This is a genomic window from Paenibacillus sp. SSG-1 (genome assembly GCF_002224835.1).
Taxonomy (GTDB): Bacteria; Bacillota; Bacilli; order Paenibacillales; family Paenibacillaceae; genus Paenibacillus_AQ; species Paenibacillus_AQ favisporus.
On record NZ_MBRK01000001.1, the window covers coordinates 6,856,150 to 6,878,035 of the forward strand.

At 51.7% G+C, this 21,886-nt stretch carries 18 protein-coding genes; all 18 read left to right on the plus strand.

Translation table 11 applies throughout. The features are described 5' to 3' along the window. Nucleotides 1–7: 7 nt before the first annotated feature. The 18 genes from BCV73_RS31210 (at nt 8) to BCV73_RS31295 (ending at nt 21,766) form a co-directional block, all read left to right on the plus strand. Nucleotides 8–412, plus strand: coding sequence for a F0F1 ATP synthase subunit epsilon (locus tag BCV73_RS31210; RefSeq protein ID WP_076174668.1), 405 nt, complete (start codon nt 8–10; stop codon nt 410–412). Nucleotides 413–756: 344 nt separating this feature from the next. Next, a complete protein-coding gene (locus BCV73_RS31215) occupies nt 757–1,014 on the plus strand; it encodes a DUF1146 family protein (protein ID WP_089549718.1) in 258 nt (85 codons plus the stop codon). Between the two features lie 398 nt (nt 1,015–1,412). After that, the gene (gene murA / locus BCV73_RS31220) at nt 1,413–2,768 is read left to right on the plus strand and encodes a UDP-N-acetylglucosamine 1-carboxyvinyltransferase (RefSeq protein WP_089549719.1); all 1,356 of its coding nucleotides are present in this window, start codon (nt 1,413–1,415) and stop codon (nt 2,766–2,768) included. Nucleotides 2,769–3,331: 563 nt separating this feature from the next. Then, the gene (spoIID, locus tag BCV73_RS31225; protein WP_089549720.1) at nt 3,332–4,666 is read left to right on the plus strand and encodes a stage II sporulation protein D; all 1,335 of its coding nucleotides are present in this window, start codon (nt 3,332–3,334) and stop codon (nt 4,664–4,666) included. Between the two features lie 69 nt (nt 4,667–4,735). Further along, nucleotides 4,736–5,491: a M23 family metallopeptidase gene (locus tag BCV73_RS31230; RefSeq protein ID WP_089549721.1), complete on the plus strand. Its 756-nt coding sequence runs from the start codon at nt 4,736–4,738 to the stop codon at nt 5,489–5,491. Between the two features lie 235 nt (nt 5,492–5,726). Then, nucleotides 5,727–6,014, plus strand: coding sequence for a sporulation transcriptional regulator SpoIIID (spoIIID, locus tag BCV73_RS31235; RefSeq protein ID WP_089549722.1), 288 nt, complete (start codon nt 5,727–5,729; stop codon nt 6,012–6,014). 232 nt (nt 6,015–6,246) lie between these two features. Further along, on the plus strand, nt 6,247–7,245 hold the full coding sequence (gene mreB / locus BCV73_RS31240) for a rod shape-determining protein (RefSeq protein WP_163882780.1): 999 nt from the start codon (nt 6,247–6,249) through the stop codon (nt 7,243–7,245). 195 nt (nt 7,246–7,440) lie between these two features. Next, on the plus strand, nt 7,441–8,322 hold the full coding sequence (locus tag BCV73_RS31245) for a flagellar hook-basal body protein (protein WP_089549724.1): 882 nt from the start codon (nt 7,441–7,443) through the stop codon (nt 8,320–8,322). A gap of 30 nt (nt 8,323–8,352) precedes the next feature. Further along, nucleotides 8,353–9,177, plus strand: a complete 825-nt coding sequence (locus tag BCV73_RS31250; protein ID WP_089549725.1) for a flagellar hook-basal body protein — start codon at nt 8,353–8,355, stop codon at nt 9,175–9,177. Nucleotides 9,178–9,187: 10 nt separating this feature from the next. Beyond that, a complete protein-coding gene (locus tag BCV73_RS31255; protein WP_076174647.1) occupies nt 9,188–9,406 on the plus strand; it encodes a DNA-directed RNA polymerase subunit beta in 219 nt (72 codons plus the stop codon). A 286-nt stretch (nt 9,407–9,692) separates the two neighbouring features. After that, entirely contained in the window at nt 9,693–10,130 is a 438-nt protein-coding gene (fabZ, locus tag BCV73_RS31260) for a 3-hydroxyacyl-ACP dehydratase FabZ (RefSeq protein WP_076174644.1), read from the plus strand. Between the two features lie 37 nt (nt 10,131–10,167). Continuing rightward, complete coding sequence (locus BCV73_RS31265; protein WP_089549726.1) at nt 10,168–11,889, plus strand: phospho-sugar mutase; 1,722 nt, start codon at nt 10,168–10,170, stop codon at nt 11,887–11,889. 86 nt (nt 11,890–11,975) lie between these two features. Then, nucleotides 11,976–13,994, plus strand: a complete 2,019-nt coding sequence (locus BCV73_RS31270) for a DUF5693 family protein (RefSeq protein ID WP_089549727.1) — start codon at nt 11,976–11,978, stop codon at nt 13,992–13,994. Continuing rightward, nucleotides 13,967–15,097 (plus strand): polysaccharide pyruvyl transferase CsaB, encoded by a 1,131-nt coding sequence (csaB, locus tag BCV73_RS31275; protein WP_089549728.1) that lies wholly within the window; start codon nt 13,967–13,969, stop codon nt 15,095–15,097. Before BCV73_RS31270 ends, csaB begins: the two co-directional genes overlap by 28 nt. Nucleotides 15,098–15,116: 19 nt before the next feature. Continuing rightward, complete coding sequence (locus BCV73_RS31280) at nt 15,117–15,881, plus strand: WecB/TagA/CpsF family glycosyltransferase (protein ID WP_251678268.1); 765 nt, start codon at nt 15,117–15,119, stop codon at nt 15,879–15,881. Between the two features lie 113 nt (nt 15,882–15,994). Beyond that, the gene (locus BCV73_RS31285) at nt 15,995–17,116 is read left to right on the plus strand and encodes a glycosyltransferase family 4 protein (RefSeq protein ID WP_089549729.1); all 1,122 of its coding nucleotides are present in this window, start codon (nt 15,995–15,997) and stop codon (nt 17,114–17,116) included. Nucleotides 17,117–17,384: 268 nt separating this feature from the next. Then, nucleotides 17,385–21,284, plus strand: a complete 3,900-nt coding sequence (locus tag BCV73_RS31290) for an S-layer homology domain-containing protein (protein ID WP_218828210.1) — start codon at nt 17,385–17,387, stop codon at nt 21,282–21,284. A gap of 140 nt (nt 21,285–21,424) precedes the next feature. After that, nucleotides 21,425–21,766 (plus strand): hypothetical protein, encoded by a 342-nt coding sequence (locus tag BCV73_RS31295; RefSeq protein ID WP_089549731.1) that lies wholly within the window; start codon nt 21,425–21,427, stop codon nt 21,764–21,766. Nucleotides 21,767–21,886 lie beyond the last annotated feature (120 nt).

The following is a 21,886-nucleotide window of genomic DNA, read 5'->3' on the forward strand; positions in this document are numbered from 1 at the left end:
GATGTAAGTGAGCACCTTTTTATTGGAAATCGTCACACCGGACCACGTGGCTTATTCCGGAGAGGTGGACAGCCTGGTTGTACGCGGTGTGGAGGGTGAGCTCGGCATTTTGCCGAACCACATTCCGTTGGTCACCCCGCTGCGGGTTGCTCCGATTGCCGTGACGAGCGGCAAGAAAACCACCGAGATCGCGGTTAACGGCGGCTTTGTTGAAGTACGTAAAGACAAGGTTGTCGTTCTGGCTGAGAGCGCAGAGCTTCCTGAAGAGATCGATGTTGAACGCGCACGTGCCGCCAAAGAGCGTGCCGAGCGCCGTTTGGCAGCGGGCAAGCAGGATGAGATCGATTTCCGCCGTGCGGAAATGGCCCTGCAAAAAGCGATTAACCGGATCAATGTGGCCGGTCGTAAATAATAGTACAGAGAGCCTGTCTCGTTAAAGAGACAGGCTTTTTTATTGAAACGGGAAAAACCGAAGGTATCGTTCCTATGAAACCAGGGGATTCTTCTGTCATACAATCCCCATATTCCATATAGAATATTGGTGCTGACTAGTCCAAATGACCTATTTATTTCCGAGGAAATTAGACAGAAAGCGCTTTACGATAAATTATTCAAAAATAAAGGAATTGGAACTGGATTCTTGAGGTCAAGGCAAGTATTATATAATAGTCCCTTGATGAGCTTGGTTGCTGGAAGGGACACCCAGCGTTCATCGTTATTCTTTTTTTTAAATCAAGTGATGATGGAGGTAAGGGCATGGATACGGACGTATCACAGAACATATCAAGCACCATCGGAGTCAGCGGTCTGATGTCCATTGTGGTGTCTTTGTTCTGCATCGGTTTGTCTTGGTGGGCGCTCCAGAACTTGAAGCTGGACCTGTTTATCAGGCATCCGAAGGGAGCTCAAGGAAAGCTGCTGCAGCTGCTGCTGGCGGTGGTACTGGGGCATTTCGTCGCTAAGTTTCTGCTCGATTATATCGGCTGGAGTAACATGATCCGGTATATGTTTTAACCGGTCAACGTTTGGTTATATCACTGATAGGCTGCTTGTAGGACTTCAGCAACTGAACATGGTTGAAAGATGTCGAATAATAACATTTTTTTATGTCAACAATGAAAAAGAACAGTTTAGGTAAGGCTGACGGCTCCACTTGCCGATGGCGGCAGGAAAGCCTTACACGTTTGAAAAAAGATGTGGACCTGGAGCCGAAAAAGTCTGATTTCGTAACTCATCCCGCTTAGCGTGCCTGATGCCGGCTGGCTTGAAGCGATAGTTCCTCCGGAGCATATTCGCCAAAAAACGCTTGTATCCGTCAAAAGGTCAGTGTTATGATGGAAGTTAGGGAATTAGCAATGTAATTTCTTGAATATCCAGAAATAAAGGAAAAATTGGACGCGGAGGGAATCATGATGAGCAAATTTATCGTCCGCGGTGGCAATAAACTGACCGGAAGCGTGAAAGTCAGCGGGGCAAAAAATTCTGTTCTTCCGATCATCGCTGCCTCTCTTCTTGGGGAAGAAGGAGAAAGCATCATTATCGATGCGCCTCCTCTTGACGATGTAATTACAATCAGTAAAGTATTGGAATCCATAGGTGCAGTCATTACATATGAAAAGGATGTAATGAGGGTCAATGCCCAAACGATTTCCTCATGTGAGGCACCTTATGAGTGGGTGCGGAAGATGCGGGCGTCTTTTCTGGTCATGGGTCCTCTGCTTACGAGAATGGGCCATACGCGGATTTCACTGCCGGGCGGGTGTGCCATCGGTACAAGACCTATCGATCAGCATCTGAAGGGCTTTGAAGCGCTGGGTGCCGAAATCAGCCTGGGACAAGGATACATTGAAGCGAAAAGTAATGGCAGACTGCGCGGGGCCAAGATCTATTTGGACGTGGCCAGCGTAGGCGCTACTGAAAATATTATGATGGCCGCCACGCTGGCTGAAGGCGTGACGGTGATCGAAAATGCGGCGAAAGAGCCGGAAATTGTCGATTTGGCGAACTACCTGAACGGCATGGGCGCGAAAGTGCGCGGCGCCGGTACCGGTATTATCCGGATCGAAGGTGTGGAGAAGCTGCACGGTACCGAGCATACGGTCATTCCGGACCGGATCGAAGCAGGCACTTACATGGTGGCGGCCGCGATTACCGGCGGAGACGTGTACGTTGAAGGCGCGATTCCGGATCATTTGGGTCCGGTGATTGCCAAGCTTGAGGAGATGGGCGTTGAGATCGAACCAGGCGAAAACGGCGTGCGCGTAAAGGCGAACCATCCGCTTAAGGCGGTTGATATCAAGACGCTGCCTTATCCGGGCTTCCCCACCGACATGCAGTCGCAAATGATGGCGCTGCTGCTCAAGTCGGAGGGCACGAGTGTCGTGACCGAGACGGTGTTTGAGAACCGCTTTATGCATGTGGACCAGTTCCAGCTGATGAACGCGGAGATCAAGGTAGAGGGCCGCACGGCCATCGTAACCGGCGGTGCCAAGCTTACCGGCGCCAAGGTGTGCGCTACCGACCTTCGGGCCGGAGCAGCCTTGATTCTGGCGGGCCTCGTGTCGGAAGGAACGACAGAGGTTAGCGGTACGCATCATATCGACCGGGGCTATGTTCACCTGGCGGAGAAGCTGCAAGGCCTGGGAGCCGATATTTGGCGGATTTCCGTCGATGAGCCGACCTTGACTCAGCCGGCAGCGGCCAAGAAAGAGGCGGACAGCAAGGAAGAGGAAGTCAAGCTGGTGAATGTGCAGCCGACTTGGGTGTAAGTCCTTATTTGATCTTGTGATAGGCGGAACATTTTACTGGAAACGATTCATTGTACTGTAAACAAACAAATGGCCGGAGCTACGCGGCCATCACCATAAGCAGCTGAGAAAAGACCAGGCCCTTTGCGGCCTGGTCTTTTCTGTCGTCCAATTGTCTGCGATCCACCATTCTCTTCGATATTCGTCACCTCAATCCAAGTCTTTCTTATTATAATGAGGAACTTCCCGGGGTGAATGAAACGATCCTGCCGATATCCCTGGGCCGTTTCGGCTCTGGGTCAGTTCATACTTCTTCCTATACGATGCAGGGCATCGGGTTCTGACCCAGCCTATTTGTTCTCTTAAGGAATGGAAGGTTCCTTCTGCTTGGAAGGCACAATCTCTGTTTCTCTTAAAAAGGGTTCTATCACTCTCAAGCCTCTCATATGTATGAATATCGGATGTGAACGGTGAAGGAGGGGCGGACGATTGCGCCGCGTCCCATCGATATCTGCCCGCCGCGCAGCCGGTATCCGGAAGGTCTAGTAACGAAGGACGAAGCATGGACGGAGGTTTGAGAGAATATGAAGGATCCACGCACACAATTAAAAATTCCCGTCGCTCCCAGAAGCGAAGCGCTCACGCCGGATGATCCGAGAAGCACGGCCCCCCAGCCGGGCAGGCCGCAGCTGACGCTGCTGCCCGGCCATGCTGCGCAGCCGCCAGAGGCTGCAGCGCCGGTGAGGCCGGAGCGCCAAGGCACGCTCCGGCCCGAAGCCCCGGGCGCGCCTGGCGGCGCCCGGCACACCAACGGGCGGCGCCCATGGACGCCGCCGCCAAGCCGCGGCCCGGCCAAAGGGCCGCGCCGCCCGGGCAGCGCCCGCAAGGTGCCCCCAGCCGCCCTGTGGGGGGCGGGCGGGGTGCTCGCACTGGCGCTGCTGCTGCCCACGCTGGTGGTGGTGTCGACGAACCACCACCCTGCACCGGTGCCCGCGCCCATTCCGGCGCCGGCGCCGGCCAAGCCCGCCGCGCCGCAAGCGGAGGCGCAGCTGCCGAACGTGTCCGTCTATCTGACGAAGACGGGACAAGTGGAAGTGCTGCCGATGGAAGACTACGTCACCGGCGTGCTGGCGGCCGAGATGCCGGCGGACTTTGAGCTTGAGGCGCTCAAAGCGCAGGCGATCGCGGCCCGCACTTTTATCGTCCGCCGCCTCGTTGACGGCGACATGAGCGGCGTGCCGGACCGCAAGGCGATGGTGACCGATACGGTCAGCCACCAGGCGTATATCTCCAAGGAAGTATTGGAGAAGGAATGGAAGGCTCAGGGGAAATCCGCGGAGCTGGCCAAGCTGCAGCGGGCGGTTCAGGAAACCCGCAATACGATCATGACCTATAAAGGCAAGCCGATTACGGCATCCTTTTTCTCTACCAGCAACGGGTATACCGAAAATTCGGAAGACTATTGGAAGGAAGACATTCCGTACCTCCGCAGCGTAGCAAGCCCATGGGACAAAGAGCTGTCGCCGGGGTACAAGGAAACGGTCACGATCAGCCGGAAAGATTTTATCAACAAGCTCGGTTTGGCCGGACAGGCTATCACGGTATCGACGGGTCAGCCTTTCATTCAAGTCTTGTCTACGACGGAGGGGCACCGGATTAAAGAGATTTCCATCGGCGGTCATGTGTTCAGCGGCCGGGAAGTGAGAGAGAAGCTGAACCTGCGGTCCAGCGAGTTTACTTGGAAGACCTCGGGGGCCGACATCCAGATCACCACGTACGGATACGGGCATGGTGTAGGGATGAGCCAGTGGGGTGCGGACGGGATGGCCAAGGAAGGATCCACCGCCACGCAAATTCTCAAACACTACTATACGGGCATCGACTTTACGCAAGCTTCAAAACTTCTCTCTAAAGATTGAAAAAATAATATAAAGAGATACGTATAAAAGATTCCGCCCCGGTAACAATGTTACTGAGGTGATAAACATATGAATGAACAAAACAAAAGTAGTCAAAACCACGGCGAAGCTCCTAAAAAAGTGCAAGGAGAGCCTGTAAATCAGCCTTCTTCGTGGAAAAAGCTGTTGTCCAAACGGTGGGTATACCCGGCAGCTTACGTGGCCGCAGCAGCAATTATACTAACCTTAGTGTGGGTCTACCAGGATACCAGCCAGAAGAACCTTACCCAAGACCCCGCTAAAGTAACGGAGCAATCTACTACCGCTTCGGATGCTGCAGCAAGCAAGGACAATGCCACAGACGCCAAGGACAATGCCGTTGAAGTAACCGCCAATGCCGAAGGTATGGTATGGCCGGTGGCGAATGCCAAAGACGTAAAAGTCGTGAAGCCGTTCTATGATGAAAATGGTACCGAAGAAAATCATCAAGCCGCGATGGTTCAGTACGATGACACGTTCACTCCGAACGTCGGTGTCGACCTGGCCCGCGCAGATGACCAAGCGTTTGACGTCAAAGCCGCTCTCGGCGGAAAAGTCACTCGCGTCGATCTGAACCCGCCGCTGACGGGAACCGTGATCGAGATTACCCATGACAACAATCTCAAGACGGTTTACCAAAGTCTCTCGGACGCCAAAGTTAAACTGGGCGACACCGTGAAGCAGGGCGATACGATCGGCACCGCCGGACGCAGCGAAATCGAGAAGGAACTGGGCAACCACGTACACTTCGAAGTGTACGACAATGGAACTCCGGTCAATCCGGAAACCGTTCTTCCGAAGCAATAACCGAAAGCGCGAAGAAAAATAAGCCTAAAGGCAGGGACAATCCCTGCCTTTTTGTGTGCAAACCCTTGTGAATGGCGGGAAAGGACTCTTGGCAGCCCCCTCGATTTGCGGGGCTATTTTGCGCTGCCCGTAAAATAAATGGGCCTTGCGGAGCTTGTCAGGCTTGGAAAGCGCGAATATATAGGCACGCCCCTCATATAATGTACCAAACTATCCACAGTAGGGAGGCGGGAGCGTGCACGATTACATCAAAGAACGGACCATTAAAATTGGTCGTTGTATCGTGGAAACGAGACACACGGTCCGAACCATTGCCAAGGAATTTGGCGTATCGAAGAGCACAGTGCATAAGGATTTGACCGAACGTTTGCCGGAAATCAATCCCGATCTGGCTGATCAGGTTAAGCACATTCTTGAATACCACAAATCGATCCGTCATCTCCGGGGAGGCGAAGCGACCAAGATTAAGTATAAAAAGACCAGCGGGAAAAAACGGGAAGCCGTTGCTTCCGCCAAAGCCTGACCATCTGGGCTTCCGGGCCCGGTTCATATGATCTTGCGGCAGGGCACACCTGTGCCCATTGTATCCCTCCCCTGAAGTATGATATGTTAAAAGATGGTATAAGGTCGACAAATGTGATCCCTTTTTCCCAAAAATACATAACTTCCTGCCACATCCTGTCGAAATGGGACTTCGATAAGCGGTAACAGGGACTCTTTTACCATAAAATAATACTTTGGGGGCTCTTTTCATGATGTTTAGCAAGGATATTGGAATTGATCTTGGCACAGCCAACGTGCTGATTCATGTCAAAGGGAGGGGGGTTGTACTCAACGAGCCTTCTGTCGTGACGATCGAAAGCGACACCAAAAGAGTCCTTGCCGTCGGGGAAGAAGCCCGGAGAATGGTTGGCCGCACGCCTGGGAATATCGTGGCGATTCGTCCGCTGCGCGATGGGGTTATTGCCGATTTTGCGATTACGGAAGCGATGCTGAAGTACTTCATCAGCAGTGTGGGAGGACGCAGCTGGAGCAGCCGGCCGCGGATTCTGATCTGCGCGCCTACGAATATTACCTCTGTTGAACAGAAGGCCATCCGGGAAGCCGCCGAGCGAAGCGGAGCCAAGGATGTGTTCCTGGAAGAAGAACCGAAAGCCGCAGCCATTGGCGCGGGTATGGATATTTATCAGCCAAGCGGCAATATGGTCGTCGATATCGGCGGCGGAACGACGGATGTAGCCGTCCTGTCTATGGGCGACGTCGTTACCGCCTCTTCTATTAAAATGGCAGGGGACAAGTTCGACGAAGCCATCGTGAAATATATTAAAAATAAGTACAAGCTCCTCATCGGTGAACGCACCTCGGAGGATATCAAGATCAAGGTAGGCACCGTCCGTCCGGGCGGACGCCAGGATGAGATCGATATCCGCGGGCGCGATATGGTCAGCGGACTGCCGCTTACCGTGACGGTTTCTTCGAACGAAGTTCAGGAAGCGCTGTGGGAACCGGTCTCGATGATCGTGGCCGCTGCCAAGTCGGTGCTGGAACGGACGCCTCCCGAGCTGTCCGCCGACATTATCGACCGCGGCGTCATTCTCACCGGCGGTGGCGCTTTGCTTGACGGATTGGACGAGCTGCTCGCCGAAGAGCTGCACGTGCCGGTATTAATCGCGGAAGACCCGATGCACTGTGTCGTGAAAGGCACGGGACTCATGCTCGATCACTTGGACAAGGTGTCCAAGAAAGCATTCTAATAACTTGTGGCCGGCCCCTGGGCCGGCTGCGGCAAAACCCTAAAAAAACCCGGGCCTATGTCCGATATATGTACTATGGATCGCGGGCTCTGAGGAGCCCGTTCATATAGATCAGAGATGTATTCTATATATATGAAGATAAAATTTTTATTACCCAATGAACAAGCACATGAAACAGGGAGGGACCCCATCTCAATGCTGAGAGGACTTTACACCGCCGCTGCCGGCATGATGACGCAGCAGAGCCGCCACGACACCGACGTCCAAAATATTGCCAACATCAACACCCCTGGGTACAAGCAGGTGAACAGTGTTGCCCGTTCGTTTCCCGAGGTGCTGATTTCGATGATCGGCGGGGGAGCAGAGAACCCGAACCCGCAGCTCGGCAAGCTGAACACGGGCGTTTTTGCCGAAGAGAGCTTGTCCATGTACCAGCAGGGCGTCATTACGGAGAGCGAGAAGCCGACCGACTTTGCGCTGGTGTCCGATATTGAAGTCAACGATCCGGCAACAGGCCAGAACATCCCGTTCGACCAATCCGGCAAGTATGTTGACCCGGACGGCAATGTGACCTACAAGCCGGAGGCGTATTTTACCGTCCGCAATGCGGATGGGAAAATCGGGTATACGAAAGACGGCAGTTTCATGGTGACTCCGGACGGTTTGCTGCTGACTTCGGCCGGGTACCAGGTATTGGATGCCAATAATCGGCCCATTCGGTTGACAGGCTCGGTGGACAGCCTTAAAGTGAACGAGCAGGGGTTTATTTTGAATCCCGCAACGGGTGCGCCCGGAACACGGCTTGGCATTGCCGTCGTGGGGCAGCCCGGCCAGATGGTGCGTACGGGTGACGGATTGTTCAAGGTGGATGATACCGCAGCTGCCGGTGTCCGCGCGTTGGGTAACGCCGACCGCGTAGAAGTGCGGCAGCATTATTTGGAGCAGTCCAACGTGGATTCCTCCGCGGCGGTCGTAGACATGAACACGGCGCTTCGGGCCTATGAGGCCAATCAGAAGGTCGTGCAATTTTATGATAGAAGTTTGGACAAGGCTGTCAACGAGGTCGGCAAGGTATAGGATGCTACGGACTAGGGAGGGTGGACGTAAATGAATAACTCCATGATCAGCGCGATGGTATCCATGAATGCGCTGCAGCGGAAGCTGGACGTTATCGCGGATAACATCGCCAACATCGATACGGACGGATACAAGCGGAAGGATAGCTCCTTCGAGGACGTGCTGACGACGGTCACGCAGCAGCCGGACGGATTCAAGCAGAACGGACGGGTTTCCCCGCTTGGATACAATAACGGTTTTGGCATGCGGATGACGGAAATCACCCGGGATATGCAGCAGGGACCACTGAATCAGACGGGCAACCCGCTGGATCTCGCCATTGAAGGCACGGGCCTGTTTGCGGTTGAAGCGAACGGCCGTACGGCTTACACCCGGGAAGGCGCCTTCCATTTTGTGCCCGATCCCGACCCTGCCAAGCCGAAGAATATGGTGCTGGTCAACAATCAGGGATACTTCGTTCTGGACACGAACGGCAGACAGATCTCTGTCGCCAACAATGCCAAGGTGGCCGTCGATCAGGACGGACAGGTCATGGTTAAGAATGCGGCGGGGACAAACGCCGTGGCTACCATTCAGCTGGCATCGCCGGTCCGCCCGGATGCGCTGGTGCAGATGGACGGCAACCTGTTTGTTATTCCCGGCAACCTGACGAAAGCTCAGGTGTTCGGCAACGCTCCTTATACCGCAGCCGCCTCCGGGACAACCATCCGTTCGGGATATCTGGAACAGTCGAATGTCGATTATGCACAAGAAATAACGGATATGATGCAGGCGCAGCGCGCTTATCAGCTATCCGCCCGGGCACTGACATCCAGCGACACGATGATGAATCTGGCGAACAATATCCGTGGATAGGAGTTCTGCAATGAGTGAGAAAACCCAAGCAGCTGGCAAAGCGAAACCGGCCGTGCGGAAGACGGCAAGATGGAGAATCGTCATCCGCTGGATGATTCCGCTGTTTTTGCTGCTCGCTCTGGTTGGCGGAATGACCTTCGGTTATGTCTTTATCGGCAAACAGAGCCTGTCCGACGTGTTTCAATGGAAGACTTGGCAGCATGTGATCGATTTGGTATTTGCGCCCTGACGGGGCGTCTAACCGCTGACTTTTGACAGAAAACTCCTTCCAATCGGGAGTTTTCTTTTTTTGCTCGGAAAATGTATAATGATGGGGGACTTGCGAAGCCCGTACAAAAGGGCCTCTCCCGTGCCGTTCATCAGGATCGGCATACCGGAGAAAGGCCCCTTATCTGAACCTTCACTTCTGCAGAGGGTGAAGGATAGTTTAGTTTTTTCCGAAATCTATGGATTTTATGCAGTATAACCCTTGAAAGTTGCGGTGATTCGCCTATTTTGAAAGGAGTTTGAGAGACGTGCTTAACGTGAAAGAAATTCAGGAGATTATCCCGCACCGGCCTCCGTTTTTGCTGGTGGACCGTATCATCGAGATGGAAGTCGGCAAGCGCGCGGTCGGGATCAAGAACGTAACCATTAATGAGCCTTTCTTTATCGGCCACTTTCCGGAATATCCGGTTATGCCAGGCGTGCTGATCACCGAAGCGCTGGCGCAGGTTGGGGCAGCCGCTATTTTGAAGGAAGAGAGCAACCGGGGCAAAATCGGCTTTCTGGCCGGTCTCGACAACTTCCGCTTCCGTGGACAAGTAGTACCCGGCGATACGCTTCGCCTTGAGGTGGAAATTACCCGCCTGAAGGGAAGCATCGGGAAGGGACACGCCGTAGCCAAGGTCGACGATAAAGTCGTCGCGGAAGGCGACATCATGTTCGCTCTGTCCGACCCCGCACAATCTTAAGTAACCATCATTCTTATTATGGAAAGGAGAAGCAGTAATGACACAACAACTCAGCACTCAAGCAAGTGAAAATGTCAAGCAATGGCTTCAAGATCCTTCTATAGATGAAGAAACGAAACGGGAGCTCGAAGGGCTGTCCGATCAGCCGCTGGAGCTGGAAGACCGTTTTTACAAAGATTTGGAGTTTGGCACAGGCGGCCTCCGCGGCGTGATCGGTGCAGGAAGCAACCGCATCAACCGGTACACCGTCGGCAAGGCGACGCAAGGATTTGCACGCTACATACTGGAGCAGCACGGTTCGGCTGAGGGTACGCCTTCAGTCGTGATCGCCCATGATTCCCGCCACTTCTCGCCGGAGTTTGCGCTGGAGGCCGCTCTGGTGCTTGCAGGCAACGGTATCACAGCCAAGCTGTTCCCGTCCCTGCGCCCCACGCCGCAGCTGTCGTTCAGCGTTCGCCATTTGGGAGCGACCGGCGGTATCGTTATTACGGCGAGCCATAACCCGCCGGAGTATAACGGGTACAAGGTGTACAACGCCGAGGGCGGACAGCTCGTCCCTGACGAAGCGGAGAAGGTCATTTCCTACATCCAGCAAGTTGATTCCTTCGCTGCGGTGAAGCGGCTGGATCAGCAGGAAGCGGAAGCGAAGGGGCTGCTCGTGTGGCTCGGCCAAGAGGATGACGATGCGTTTATCCGCACCGTAGCCGATGTCAGCGTTAACCGCGAGACGATTGCTTCAACACTCGGCAAAGATTTTAAAATCGTCTACACGCCGCTTCATGGAACGGGAAATATTCCGGTCCGCCGCGTGCTGGAGGAAGTCGGCTTTACGAACGTGCATATCGTAGCGGAGCAGGAGCAGCCGGACGCCGAATTTTCCACCGTGAAATCTCCGAACCCGGAAGAACGCGAAGCGTTCACGCTGGCCATGAAGGTAGGGCAGGAGATCGGTGCTGATTTGTTGATCGGAACCGACCCGGATGCCGACCGCATGGGTGCGGTAGTTAAGAACCAGGCAGGAGAATTCGTTGTATTGTCCGGTAATCAGTCCGGAGCACTCATGATTTATTATTTGCTCAGCCAATTAAAAGAAGCAGGCAAGCTGCCAAACAATGGGGCGGTCATCAAAACGATCGTGACCAGCGAGATGGGAGCGACGATCGCCGAGCATTTTGGGGCGGAAGTATTCAACACGCTGACCGGCTTTAAATACATCGGGGAGAAAATGACCCAGTTCGAGAAGACCGGCTCCCATACGTATCTGTTCGGATACGAGGAGAGCTACGGATACCTCGCTGGCAACTATGCCCGCGATAAAGACGCCGTATTGGCCGCGCTGCTCATCTGTGAAGCGGGTGCCTACTACAAGGCTCAAGGCAAGACGCTGTACGAAGTGCTGCAGGAGCTGTATGAGCAGTTCGGCTACTTCCAGGAGAAACTGGAGTCCCGCACGTTGAAAGGCAAAGACGGCTTGGCCCAAATCCAGGCGAAAATGTCCGATTGGCGCAGCAACCCGCCGCAGACGGTGGCAGGACAAGCCGTCACGCAGGTGCTGGATTATTCGAAAGGGCTGGACGGCCTGCCTAAGGAAAACGTGCTGAAATATATGCTGGAAGACGGTTCATGGTTCTGCCTGCGCCCATCGGGGACGGAGCCGAAGATCAAGGTATACTTTGCCGTGAGAGGCGATTCTCTGGAGGATGCGAATGCGCGGATTCAGAAATTGTCGGATGAAGTGATGGCAAGGGTTGACGCCTAACATTTAAGAAATGGATATTCCGGGAGGCCACGTGTTCGAAGAAGAACGCTGCGGATTCCCGGAGTTATTATGAGGAGGTACTTTTGGTGCATCAGAAATGGCAGCGTTGGAACACGGCATCCCGCAAATGGCTGTGGATTCTCGTCGTGCTGGGCATAATCGCCGCGATTCCGGTGATTTATGACCGCTACCGGACGGAGTCATCTTCCAATAACGTAGAGTTGGTGTATAACTATCGCGGACTGGTGGAGACGGCTTCGTATCAAGCCCATCCGGAGGAATACCTTCAGCAGCAGCTGGATCAGCTGAAGGCGGCGGGCGTGACGAGCATGGCGATGTTCGAGAGTACGCTGGACGATTTTAAAAAATCCCGCCGCATCATGATGTTTAATGCGGGGGACGTCGCCTCGATGACGAAGAGCGTCATCCCGACCAACGATAACTATACCTATATTCTGTTTACGAACGAAGAGAATGCGGGACGCTTGTCTCCCCTGATCGAAGACACCTTTACGGGGATCGGCATCGGCGTCAAGCCATGGGAATTCAACGGGCAGAAGGGCCTTATTCTGGAAACTTCCCCGGAGGATGCCGTGCTCAAGCCAATGCAGCCAGATCCGATTGCATTCGAAATGCTGCGCAGCAAAGGATTCAACATCGTACCGCGGATGTCCGACAGCCTTCCTTACAACCAGGAAGCGATGGACAAGCTGCTGGCCTACTATCAGGCGAACGGCGTCAAACGCGTATTGTTTGAGGGCGATTCCGTTAAAGGCTTCAATGACAATGAGGATATGAACAGCCTGCAGGGCTTTGCCAACCTGCTGAACCAATACGGGATCGGCATTGCGGCCATCGAAAACTTGAAGCAGCCGCAGAAGGGGCTGTCCAAGCTGGCCTACGATACGGATTACAACGTAGCCCGTCTGTACTCCTTGAGCGACCGTGATGCTGCGGCGCTGAGTCCGGAGACGATCGCCGACCGGTTTGCGCTAGCGACGAAGGATCGGAACATCCGGATGCTGTACATCAACGTCGCTCCATCCCGCAACATGACCAAGGCCACGATTACCGATTCCGTGGATAACATCGTGAAAACCTTGCAGGAGCCGGGAAATGCCATCAAGCAGATGGAAAACAACGGCTTCAAGATGGGACAAGCGGGAGCATTCCATATTTATGATTCTGCAGGACAGCGTTATTTTAAAATGGTCGTCGTGCTCGGTGGGGTTGCCTTCGTCGCGCTCCTCGTTTCTTACTTTATCCCGGCACTGACCCTGATCGCGTTTGTGCTTGGGTTAATCGGCAGCGCAGGACTGTATGTCCTCAAGCCGACGCTGTTTGAGCAGGCGCTGGCTCTGCTCGTGGCCATCAGTGCACCGACGATTGCCGTGCTGCTGGCGGTGAGAAAGCTGAACGAAATGAACGCGGCCAACGCCGGGCTTACATCTGGACGCCGGTTTGCTCATGCGGTTGTGATTTATATCAAGACGGCGATTATTTCGCTGAGTGCGATTCCTTTTGTCATCGCTCTGCTGAACAACATCACCTACAGCCTGGTGCTGAATCAGTTCCGCGGCGTCAGCCTGCTGCATTTAGCCCCAATCGGTCTCATCGCGATCTATGTCGTGCTGTACCGCGGCGGCAAACCGCTGCAGCAAATCGGTAAATTATTCCGCACCCCGATTACGCTGACCTGGGTAGTGGCAGCAGGGGTCATTGGTGTGTTAGGCTTATATTATCTGAGCCGCACCGGCAACGGGGGAAGCGTCAGCTCGATTGAAATGACGTTACGCACAGTTCTGGAAAACACGTTCCACGTTCGTCCTCGGAACAAGGAACTCGTTGCACACGCGCTGTTCTTGCTGGGCATCTTCGTGTCGCTTAGATACCGCAACGTCGTTTACTTGATGATCTTTGCGGTTATCGGCCAGCTGTCGATGGTGGATACGTTCGCGCATATCCACTCGCCGATGAAAATTTCGTTCGTTCGTGACCTGCTCGGTCTGGGTCTCGGATTTATCTTTGGCCTGATCGCCATTGGCGTATGGCAAGTACTGGAAGGGTGTTGGAAACGATGGGTACCACGTCTCAGAAGACCGTAGTCATCTCCGGATACTACGGGTTCCGGAACAGCGGGGATGAGGCGGTGCTCCAATCGATCTTAACCGCTCTGGAGGAGCGGGGGAAGGCAGCCGGCGTTCCAATTCGGCCGGTGGTTCTCTCCATCGATCCCGAGTGGACCAAGGCCACCTACGGGGTGGACGCGGTACACCGGATGAAGCTGGGCGAAGTGAGACAGGCGCTGAAGGAAAGCTCAGGTCTGATCAGCGGCGGCGGCAGCCTGCTGCAGGATGCCACCAGCTCCAAGACGATCCCTTATTATCTCGGGGTGATCAAGCTGGCCCAGTGGTTGAAAAAGCCGGTCTTTATCTACTCTCAAGGGATTGGGCCCGTCAACCGGAAGTTGTTTCACCCGTTCATCAAAAGCGTATTTAACCAATGTGAATATATATCGGTTCGGGATCAAGAGTCGGCACGCCTGCTGGAGCGCATGGGGCTGGGCTGGAACCGGGTTCAGGTCGTGCCTGACCCGGTGATGGGCCTGACGACCGGCGGCAAGAAGCCGGAATCGCTGCAGCAGGACGCCGAACGTCCGCTGCCCGTAATCGGCATCTCGGTCCGCTATTGGGATCCGGAGCGCCGGGAGCTGCAGGCGATGGCCGACGGGCTGAGCAAGCTGTGCCAGGAGCAGGCGGTGCATCTGCGCTTCCTGCCTTTCCATTTGCCGGACGATGTGAAAGCATCGCAGGAAATCATCGACCGGATGGGCGATGTATCCGCGAACGGCAGCGTCGTGTCGGTGTGCCGCGATGTGGTTCACCCGCAGCAGATGCTGGCCGAGGTTGGCCGCTGTGATGTTGTCATCGGCATGAGGCTGCACAGCCTCATCTATGCCGCGAATCAGCTGGTGCCGATGATCGGCGTGTCCTATGATCCGAAGATCGATAACTTTTTGAAGCGGCTGGATCTGGAGCCTGTAGGGACAAGCGCTTCGCTGGCGCCTGAGGCGCTGAAGAGCGAGGTGTCCCGCCTGCTGAGCGAGAACAGCCTCTGGCAGGAGGCGAACCGCGAGCGCATCGCGGTGCTGAAGGAAGAGGCGCAGGCTCCGGCACAGCATATTATTGATTTTTTGCAGCAGCAATAAAGGATAAGGTGATTATAGCGTGAACCAACCAAGCCAAGTGCCCACGGTGCCGATTTTCGGCATCCCGGTGAGCCGATGGGGCATGACCGATACCGTTCAATATTTAACCGGACTCATCCAGTCGGGTGAGCGCCGGCCGCATCAGATCATTACCGCCAATCCCATTATGGTGATGACGGCCCTTCAGGACCCGGCTTACATGGACGTCATGAGGGGAGCCGATCTGCTCGTCCCGGACGGGACGGGAGTGGTATGGGCGGCGGATAAAGCCGGATCGCCCGTGAAGGAACGCGTTGCAGGTTTTGACCTCCTACATGAATTGATGAAGGTCGGAGAAGACTATCACTGGAAAGTGTATTTGCTCGGATCGACGTCTGAAGTGATTCAGGCGACGGCGGAGCGGTTACATTTGCAGTATCCGGGGGTTCAAATCTCGGGATTTCGTGATGGCTACTTTTCCCAAGAGCAGGACGCCGATGTGATCGCGGCAATCCGCGAAGCGGAGCCGGACATTCTGTTCGTGGCACGTGCCGTAGATACGCAGGAGCCGTGGATCGCGCGTTACAAGGAGCAGCTCGGCGTACCGGTCATGATGGGCGTCGGCGGAAGCTTCGACGTCATTTCCGGCAAGTCCAAGCGGGCTCCCAAGCTGTTCCAGCAGCTGCGTGCGGAGTGGTTATACCGGCTGCTGAAGGAGCCGACGCGAGCCAAAAGAATGCTTGCGCTGCCGAAATTCGTAGTGAAAGTGCTGCGGGATAAAGAAAACCTGACAAAACCCAGATAAAAAGGTGAAATCGCCTTGAAAAACCCGATATTTTGCGAAAAAACGGGATTGGTTTTATTTTTCGATCAGAGTATAATTCAATCCGGTAGAACAATTGGGGGTTGAACAATCACATGTTAATGCTAGCCATCATCGGATGTATCGTGTCACTCATCCTGGCACTGGTCCTGACGCCGCTCGTCAAGAAGCTGGCGGTGAAGATCGGAGCCGTGGACGTACCGAATGCCCGAAAAGTGCATACGCGAATTATGCCCCGGCTTGGCGGTTTAGCCATATATCTTGCTTTTATATTAGCCATGTTCGCAGTCCTTCCGTTTGTCGCCGATCATTTCACGATGCGGGATTCCAACTTTATTAAAGCATTCCTGCTGGGCGGAACGCTGATCGTGCTTATTGGCGCACTCGACGACCGCTTCGAACTGTCGGCCAAGGTGAAGCTGCTCGGACAGATCATTGCTGCGTGCGTGGTCGTGTTCGGATTCGATATCAAAGTGGACTTTGTAAATATTCCTTTTGCTGATAACTATTCTTCGCTGGAAAACTGGATTTCCATTCCGCTGACCATCATCTGGATTATCGGCGTAACGAACGCCATTAACCTCATCGACGGTCTCGACGGCCTGGCAGCCGGCGTATCCGGCATCGCGATCGGCACCATCCTCGTGATGTCCCTGCTGATGGGCAACATGATGGTCGCTATGCTGTGTCTCTTGCTTCTCGGCGCCATCGTCGGATTCCTGTACTTCAATTTCCACCCGGCCAAGATTTTCATGGGGGATACGGGGTCGCTGTTCCTGGGCTTCTGTCTGGCGATGCTCTCCCTGCTTGGATTCAAGCAGATTGCGATCATCTCGTTCATCACCCCGCTGATCATCATCGGCGTGCCGCTGTCGGATACGTTCTTTGCGATCATCCGCCGCTGGGTGCAGAAGAAACCGATCTTCGCACCGGACAAGGGCCATCTGCATCACTGCCTTCGCGAGATCGGCTTCAGCCACCGCCAGTCGGTGCTGATCGTGTACGGTATCGCCGCATTCTTCGGCGTGCTGGCGGTCATCCAGTCCTCGGCGGCAATGTATGAAGCGAACTGGGTCACGTTCGTCGTGATCTGCGTCATGATGTTCTTCCTGCAAATCGGTGCAGAGATCATCGGCCTCGTTGGCAAGACGAAGCGGCCGATCCTGAATCTGATCGCAAGACTGCGGATGAAGGTTAGTGAGAACCGTCATAATTAGGGTAAGATATGAGCGTTGTGCAATTATATATATTGTTAAGTGGAACGTCGCACCTGGGGGTGCGGCGTTTTTTTGTGCCTACTTATAAAGGGGGGACTTTTTTTCTAGTTTCACCTAAAAAATAGGTAGAAAGTATCCGATAGAAAGAGTAAGAGAATCAATTGGAATTTCCAGTCATGATTACCGGAAATCTCACAAAAGTTAGGCGAAAAGGAGAGATCAAACATTTATGCATCGCATTAAGAAGACGTATGTCTGGATCATGCTTATGGCATTGATCGTTTCATTGTTTCCTGCAGGTTTAGCTCAGCCTGTGCATGCAGCAGAATCACCGGTTCAAACTGCTAGTTATTTTATTCCTGATGACATCGTCCTCAGAAAAACAACGATTTTAACAACGGATAACTCAGGAACGCAGATTAATAGGAACAATGTCTATATTTCAAGCACTTCCACTCTTACCGTCACAGGGGTATATTCACAGGTTAGCGAGAATACGCTTAAAGCGAAAGTAGAGCAGTTGAGTTCTAAGAAAATAAGCGATGATGGAAATGGCAATGAAATCATCGAATGGGTCACTGATCCTACTCATTTTAAAGACGGGAGCATTACGCCTGATACATCGACAACCGCTCAGAAGTTCAAGGCAACTAATCTGCCGTTGTTCCCCGGATTTAATAAGATTACGTTTTCCGGATCTTTGAACGGAGTTACACATTCTGATGTATTTTATGTACTGTATGATCAGATTCCGTATATCAATGATTTGAAAATGACAGGGACAAGCCTTGGGGAAGTTCCCCTTAATGAAGGTTCTGAAGCAGTATCTGATAAAGAGATGATCTCCATCCAGGGCGAAGTACGTAACGCAACGGATGTTACTGTATCTGTCAATTCTGGAACACCGTTGACATCAACTTTGCTTCCATCAGGCAAATTTTTTTCCTCTGGTATTAAACTCGATTCAGGGTTAAATGTCATTACGATTAACATTAAGAATGGCTCGGATACGATGTCCATAACCAGAAATGTTTACTATTATACTAAGAAAACACCGTTTGTCAGCATCAACTTGAACTATAACTCCAAGGACTATATTCTGGTGGATAACGTGCCAACTGTTACTGATGGGGCAAGTCCAGCTGTGGATCATGGTAAATTAACCGCCGTTGTTATTCTCGAAGATGCTGGCGATACATTTGCCAATAAAGGAACAGTTACTGTTAATGGAAGTTCCCCTACAGGATTGAATGTCGATAAGGATATGCCGATTCTCGTTCCAAACAGCACGAAGGTGGCCTATCGTATTGTTACATTAAGCATGGATACACCGAAGTTTACGGATTCAACCAGCTACAAATTGGTTGTCAATTATGGGAATACCAGCAGTGCTTACGATATTGCATATAAATACTTGGGCAAAGTCGTAGGTATTGAAGATATCCAGTATTTGAAGGGTGCAGAAGAAGCGAATGGAAACGTGGACCTTACGAAAGTCAGTAAATTACCACTGAACGAGGTAGACAGCAGTACGTTCTATATTCTGGTTAAGGCGGATCAAGAATTGCCAAATCAACCTGACCCTGTTCTGGAAGCTGAGTACGTCCCGAGTGGCCAATCCATTTCGGTTCAATACATGGGGCCTGGAAGCAATAATTCAGAAAAAGTTTTTAAAGTTACGGGTCTGTCCAGTGGTCAGCAAAAAGTACAATTTCATTTTAAAGATTCATCGGCTAATTATGTAGCGACCATTTCATATGCGATCAAGAATAACATTTATGTAGAGAACGTTAGAAACGGTCAAGTGTATGAGATGGATTCAAGTACGAAAAAGAGTATCAATATCCGTGGGGAATATAGAGAATTCGACAAGCTTGAAAAAGCGGAGTTATTCATTAATGGCAGCGAGAGCGAAAAACGCGGTGTTACCCTCGGTGTAAACGATGCGAATAGAAAGTTTAATCTTGATCTTACTGTAGATACGGATGGACCACTGTACTATGGAGAAAACAAAATCAAATTTGTGGGATACTCCAAAGATGGAAGAGGCAACACGACAACCGTATTTACAGAATTGAGAATATACATTGTAGATACCAACGTTGCTAATATTACAGTGTTCCACCCGACGTTGTCTGTAGAGACGCCCCCATCCTTTGATGGCTTAAGCTTAAAGGAGCTTACGGATAACCCAATATTAAACAAAATTACTGCAAGCTCGCCGGAGTTTGTGTATAAAGATGATAAGTACGAAACCAGTCAGCTTAAATATAGTCTTGTTGTTCAAGGCAACGGAGCTAAATATGTTAATTTGAATCTAGGAACACAGAAGTTCTTTTCCTCAGCGGAAAATAATGAAATTGATCTGACCCGAACGGATCAGCAGGACACAAAATACATTAGAGGTACGATCAATTACAACAACCAAACGCTTAATTATGAAATGGCAGTTTATAATGGTAGATTCGTTCTCCGGATCAATGACATTCCGTTTGAGACATTGGGAAGTCAGGTCTTTAATCTCGAATTGATTAACAACACAGGAGCACGGGCCACCCAGCGACTAGAAATCACTCGTGTGGCAGAAGCTTTCCGCATTTTATCGCCCAAGGCAACCGTCGATAACCGAATTGTTGTCAATAAAAACTTTGTGAGGTTTGATATTGAAGCAGAAGGAGCAGACAAGGTTCTTATTGGCAAGGAAGAGGCAACTAAACGCACGGATATGAACAATCGCTTTGTGCTTGATTATGTGGGGTTAAAACCGGATAAGAACAATACTGTCAAGATCCAGGTTGTACGGGGTAAGGATACTATAACGCAGTCCATCGATATTTATTATGCGGGTGCAGTAACTGTGAACTCTGAGTATATGACGGAAAAGCCGGCCACCAAGTACACGGCATTCAACAAAGCGTTGAATTTATCTTTTCCAAAGGGAACAGTTTTAACTTCAGCTAACGTAAATGTGGGAGAAGTGGCAAAATTCTACCCGGACAACAAGCTGCTCTTCGGTATTGCCGATCCTAAGGATGGCGTAGTGGAGAGAAAGAATGACTACGGAAACGTAATCAATATGAATAAAGATGACCGGACACCTCAAGGTAACACCGTAATACCGCTTGCTGAAGACTTACTTGAGCCATTTACATCAATGATTCAAAATTACAACTTTACACGCGTATCGGATATCTATTGGATCAGTGGGGGATTAGGGGAGCATGGCAACGTGAACTCCGCGGATTATATTCCGCCTTCCAACGGACTTCCGCCGCACGCTTACGAATATCAAAACACCAAATACAATTTTAAGGAATCTGCAGAACTCCAACCTGACCGTAAGATTGTTCCATCTCAGCGTGGTACACTGACTCTTGGTTTCAACAAGAGCGTGGTGGATGAAGCAGGTACTACAGTCACGGTGTTCCGTTTCACGGACGACGCAAGGTGGGAGAATGTCGGTGGTGTCGTGGATACGAAAAACAATACCATTACGGTGCCATTCGATGATTTTGGTTATTATGTAGTCATGAAACAAAGCCGCGGGTTTGATGACATTACCAAGCATCCTTGGGCTCGTAACATCTTGAATGCCCTCTATGCAAAAGGCATTATGGTTAATGTTCAATCGAGTGTCTTTGGTGCGGACGATTTGACGACACGCGGGGAATTTGCGACTCTGTTGGTTAAAGGTCTTAATATTCCTCTAAACTTTGATAAGAACGTACAAACGTTCTTTGATGTGGATCCGGCTGCTAAGACGGACACATGGGATTTCGAACATATCGAAACAGCGGCAAGAGCCGGTATTGTTACAGGCATTGGAGAAGGCAACTTCGGTGTATTTGAACCGATCACAAGAGAAGATGCTGCCGTGATGGTGGCACGAGCCATGAAACTAAAGCTTGCAGCTAACGATGATAAGCTTAAAGCGACGTTGGACAAGTCATTCCTCGATTCTGGCAAGATCGGTATTTATGCGCGACCGGCCATCGTGGCCGTAACGAAAGCCAAGGTGATGTCAGGTGAAGCTGTTACGCTTCCAGGCCAGAAGAAGGCTTCGTACAACTTCAATCCACAGGGCAGCATGACCCGTGCGGAAGCAGGCAAGATTGCAGTAGAGCTATTTAAGAAGAGCTCCAAAATCTTCCCGGCAAATTTAAGCTAATCGAATAAATGTAAAGCCCCTTGGTCCAATGATTAGGCTAAGGGGCTATCTTTTTCCATTTTCAAATCTTTGTAATTTGTCGGAAATTAGGATACAATGGCGTAGAACGATATTTTATCTTAGAGGGTGAAGGCAATCTTATGAAACCGATCTATTCGAAGGCGCAGCTGGATTATCTGAAAGCAAAGACCAAATTTGAGAATAAAGCTAGCATTTTGGAGAAGAAAATCGAAACCACTCGGAAAACGAGAGAAATCACGCAAGAAGTAATGGAAGGTCTCGTAATGGAGACAGGATTCCATGATGCATATAATGAATTGGTCATTTCCGAGAACGAACTGATTGAATGGTCCCATTCGACAATCAAACATGATAAGACTTACCGTGAGAACAAGCAGCCGATTGAACAAATGTACGAGAACCTCAACGCAAGCCCGGAAATGCGTGCTCAGATCATTCAACTGGCCATGAAAATCCGTTAATATTTTGTAACCTTTGACTCATTTACATCGTCCAACAAGGTGCCATTCGGCGCCTTGTTTTTTTGTTTTCCTTGTTTCAAGCAAGTAAGGAAAGGTTAATGTTTTCCAGATATTTCTTGG

What these genes read in the sequence shown, in the direction of transcription:
- mreB (WP_163882780.1), top strand. Translation starts at nt 6,247, where the DNA reads ATGTTTAGCAAGGATATTGGAATTGATCTTGGCACAGCCAACGTGCTG.
- BCV73_RS31255 (WP_076174647.1), top strand. Translation starts at nt 9,188, where the DNA reads ATGAGTGAGAAAACCCAAGCAGCTGGCAAAGCGAAACCGGCCGTGCGG.
- BCV73_RS31265 (WP_089549726.1), top strand. Translation starts at nt 10,168, where the DNA reads ATGACACAACAACTCAGCACTCAAGCAAGTGAAAATGTCAAGCAATGG.
- BCV73_RS31245 (WP_089549724.1), top strand. Translation starts at nt 7,441, where the DNA reads ATGCTGAGAGGACTTTACACCGCCGCTGCCGGCATGATGACGCAGCAG.
- BCV73_RS31290 (WP_218828210.1), top strand. Translation starts at nt 17,385, where the DNA reads ATGGCATTGATCGTTTCATTGTTTCCTGCAGGTTTAGCTCAGCCTGTG.
- BCV73_RS31285 (WP_089549729.1), top strand. Translation starts at nt 15,995, where the DNA reads ATGTTAATGCTAGCCATCATCGGATGTATCGTGTCACTCATCCTGGCA.
- murA (WP_089549719.1), top strand. Translation starts at nt 1,413, where the DNA reads ATGAGCAAATTTATCGTCCGCGGTGGCAATAAACTGACCGGAAGCGTG.
- BCV73_RS31230 (WP_089549721.1), top strand. Translation starts at nt 4,736, where the DNA reads ATGAATGAACAAAACAAAAGTAGTCAAAACCACGGCGAAGCTCCTAAA.
- spoIID (WP_089549720.1), top strand. Translation starts at nt 3,332, where the DNA reads ATGAAGGATCCACGCACACAATTAAAAATTCCCGTCGCTCCCAGAAGC.
- csaB (WP_089549728.1), top strand. Translation starts at nt 13,967, where the DNA reads ATGGGTACCACGTCTCAGAAGACCGTAGTCATCTCCGGATACTACGGG.
- BCV73_RS31250 (WP_089549725.1), top strand. Translation starts at nt 8,353, where the DNA reads ATGAATAACTCCATGATCAGCGCGATGGTATCCATGAATGCGCTGCAG.
- BCV73_RS31295 (WP_089549731.1), top strand. Translation starts at nt 21,425, where the DNA reads ATGAAACCGATCTATTCGAAGGCGCAGCTGGATTATCTGAAAGCAAAG.
- BCV73_RS31215 (WP_089549718.1), top strand. Translation starts at nt 757, where the DNA reads ATGGATACGGACGTATCACAGAACATATCAAGCACCATCGGAGTCAGC.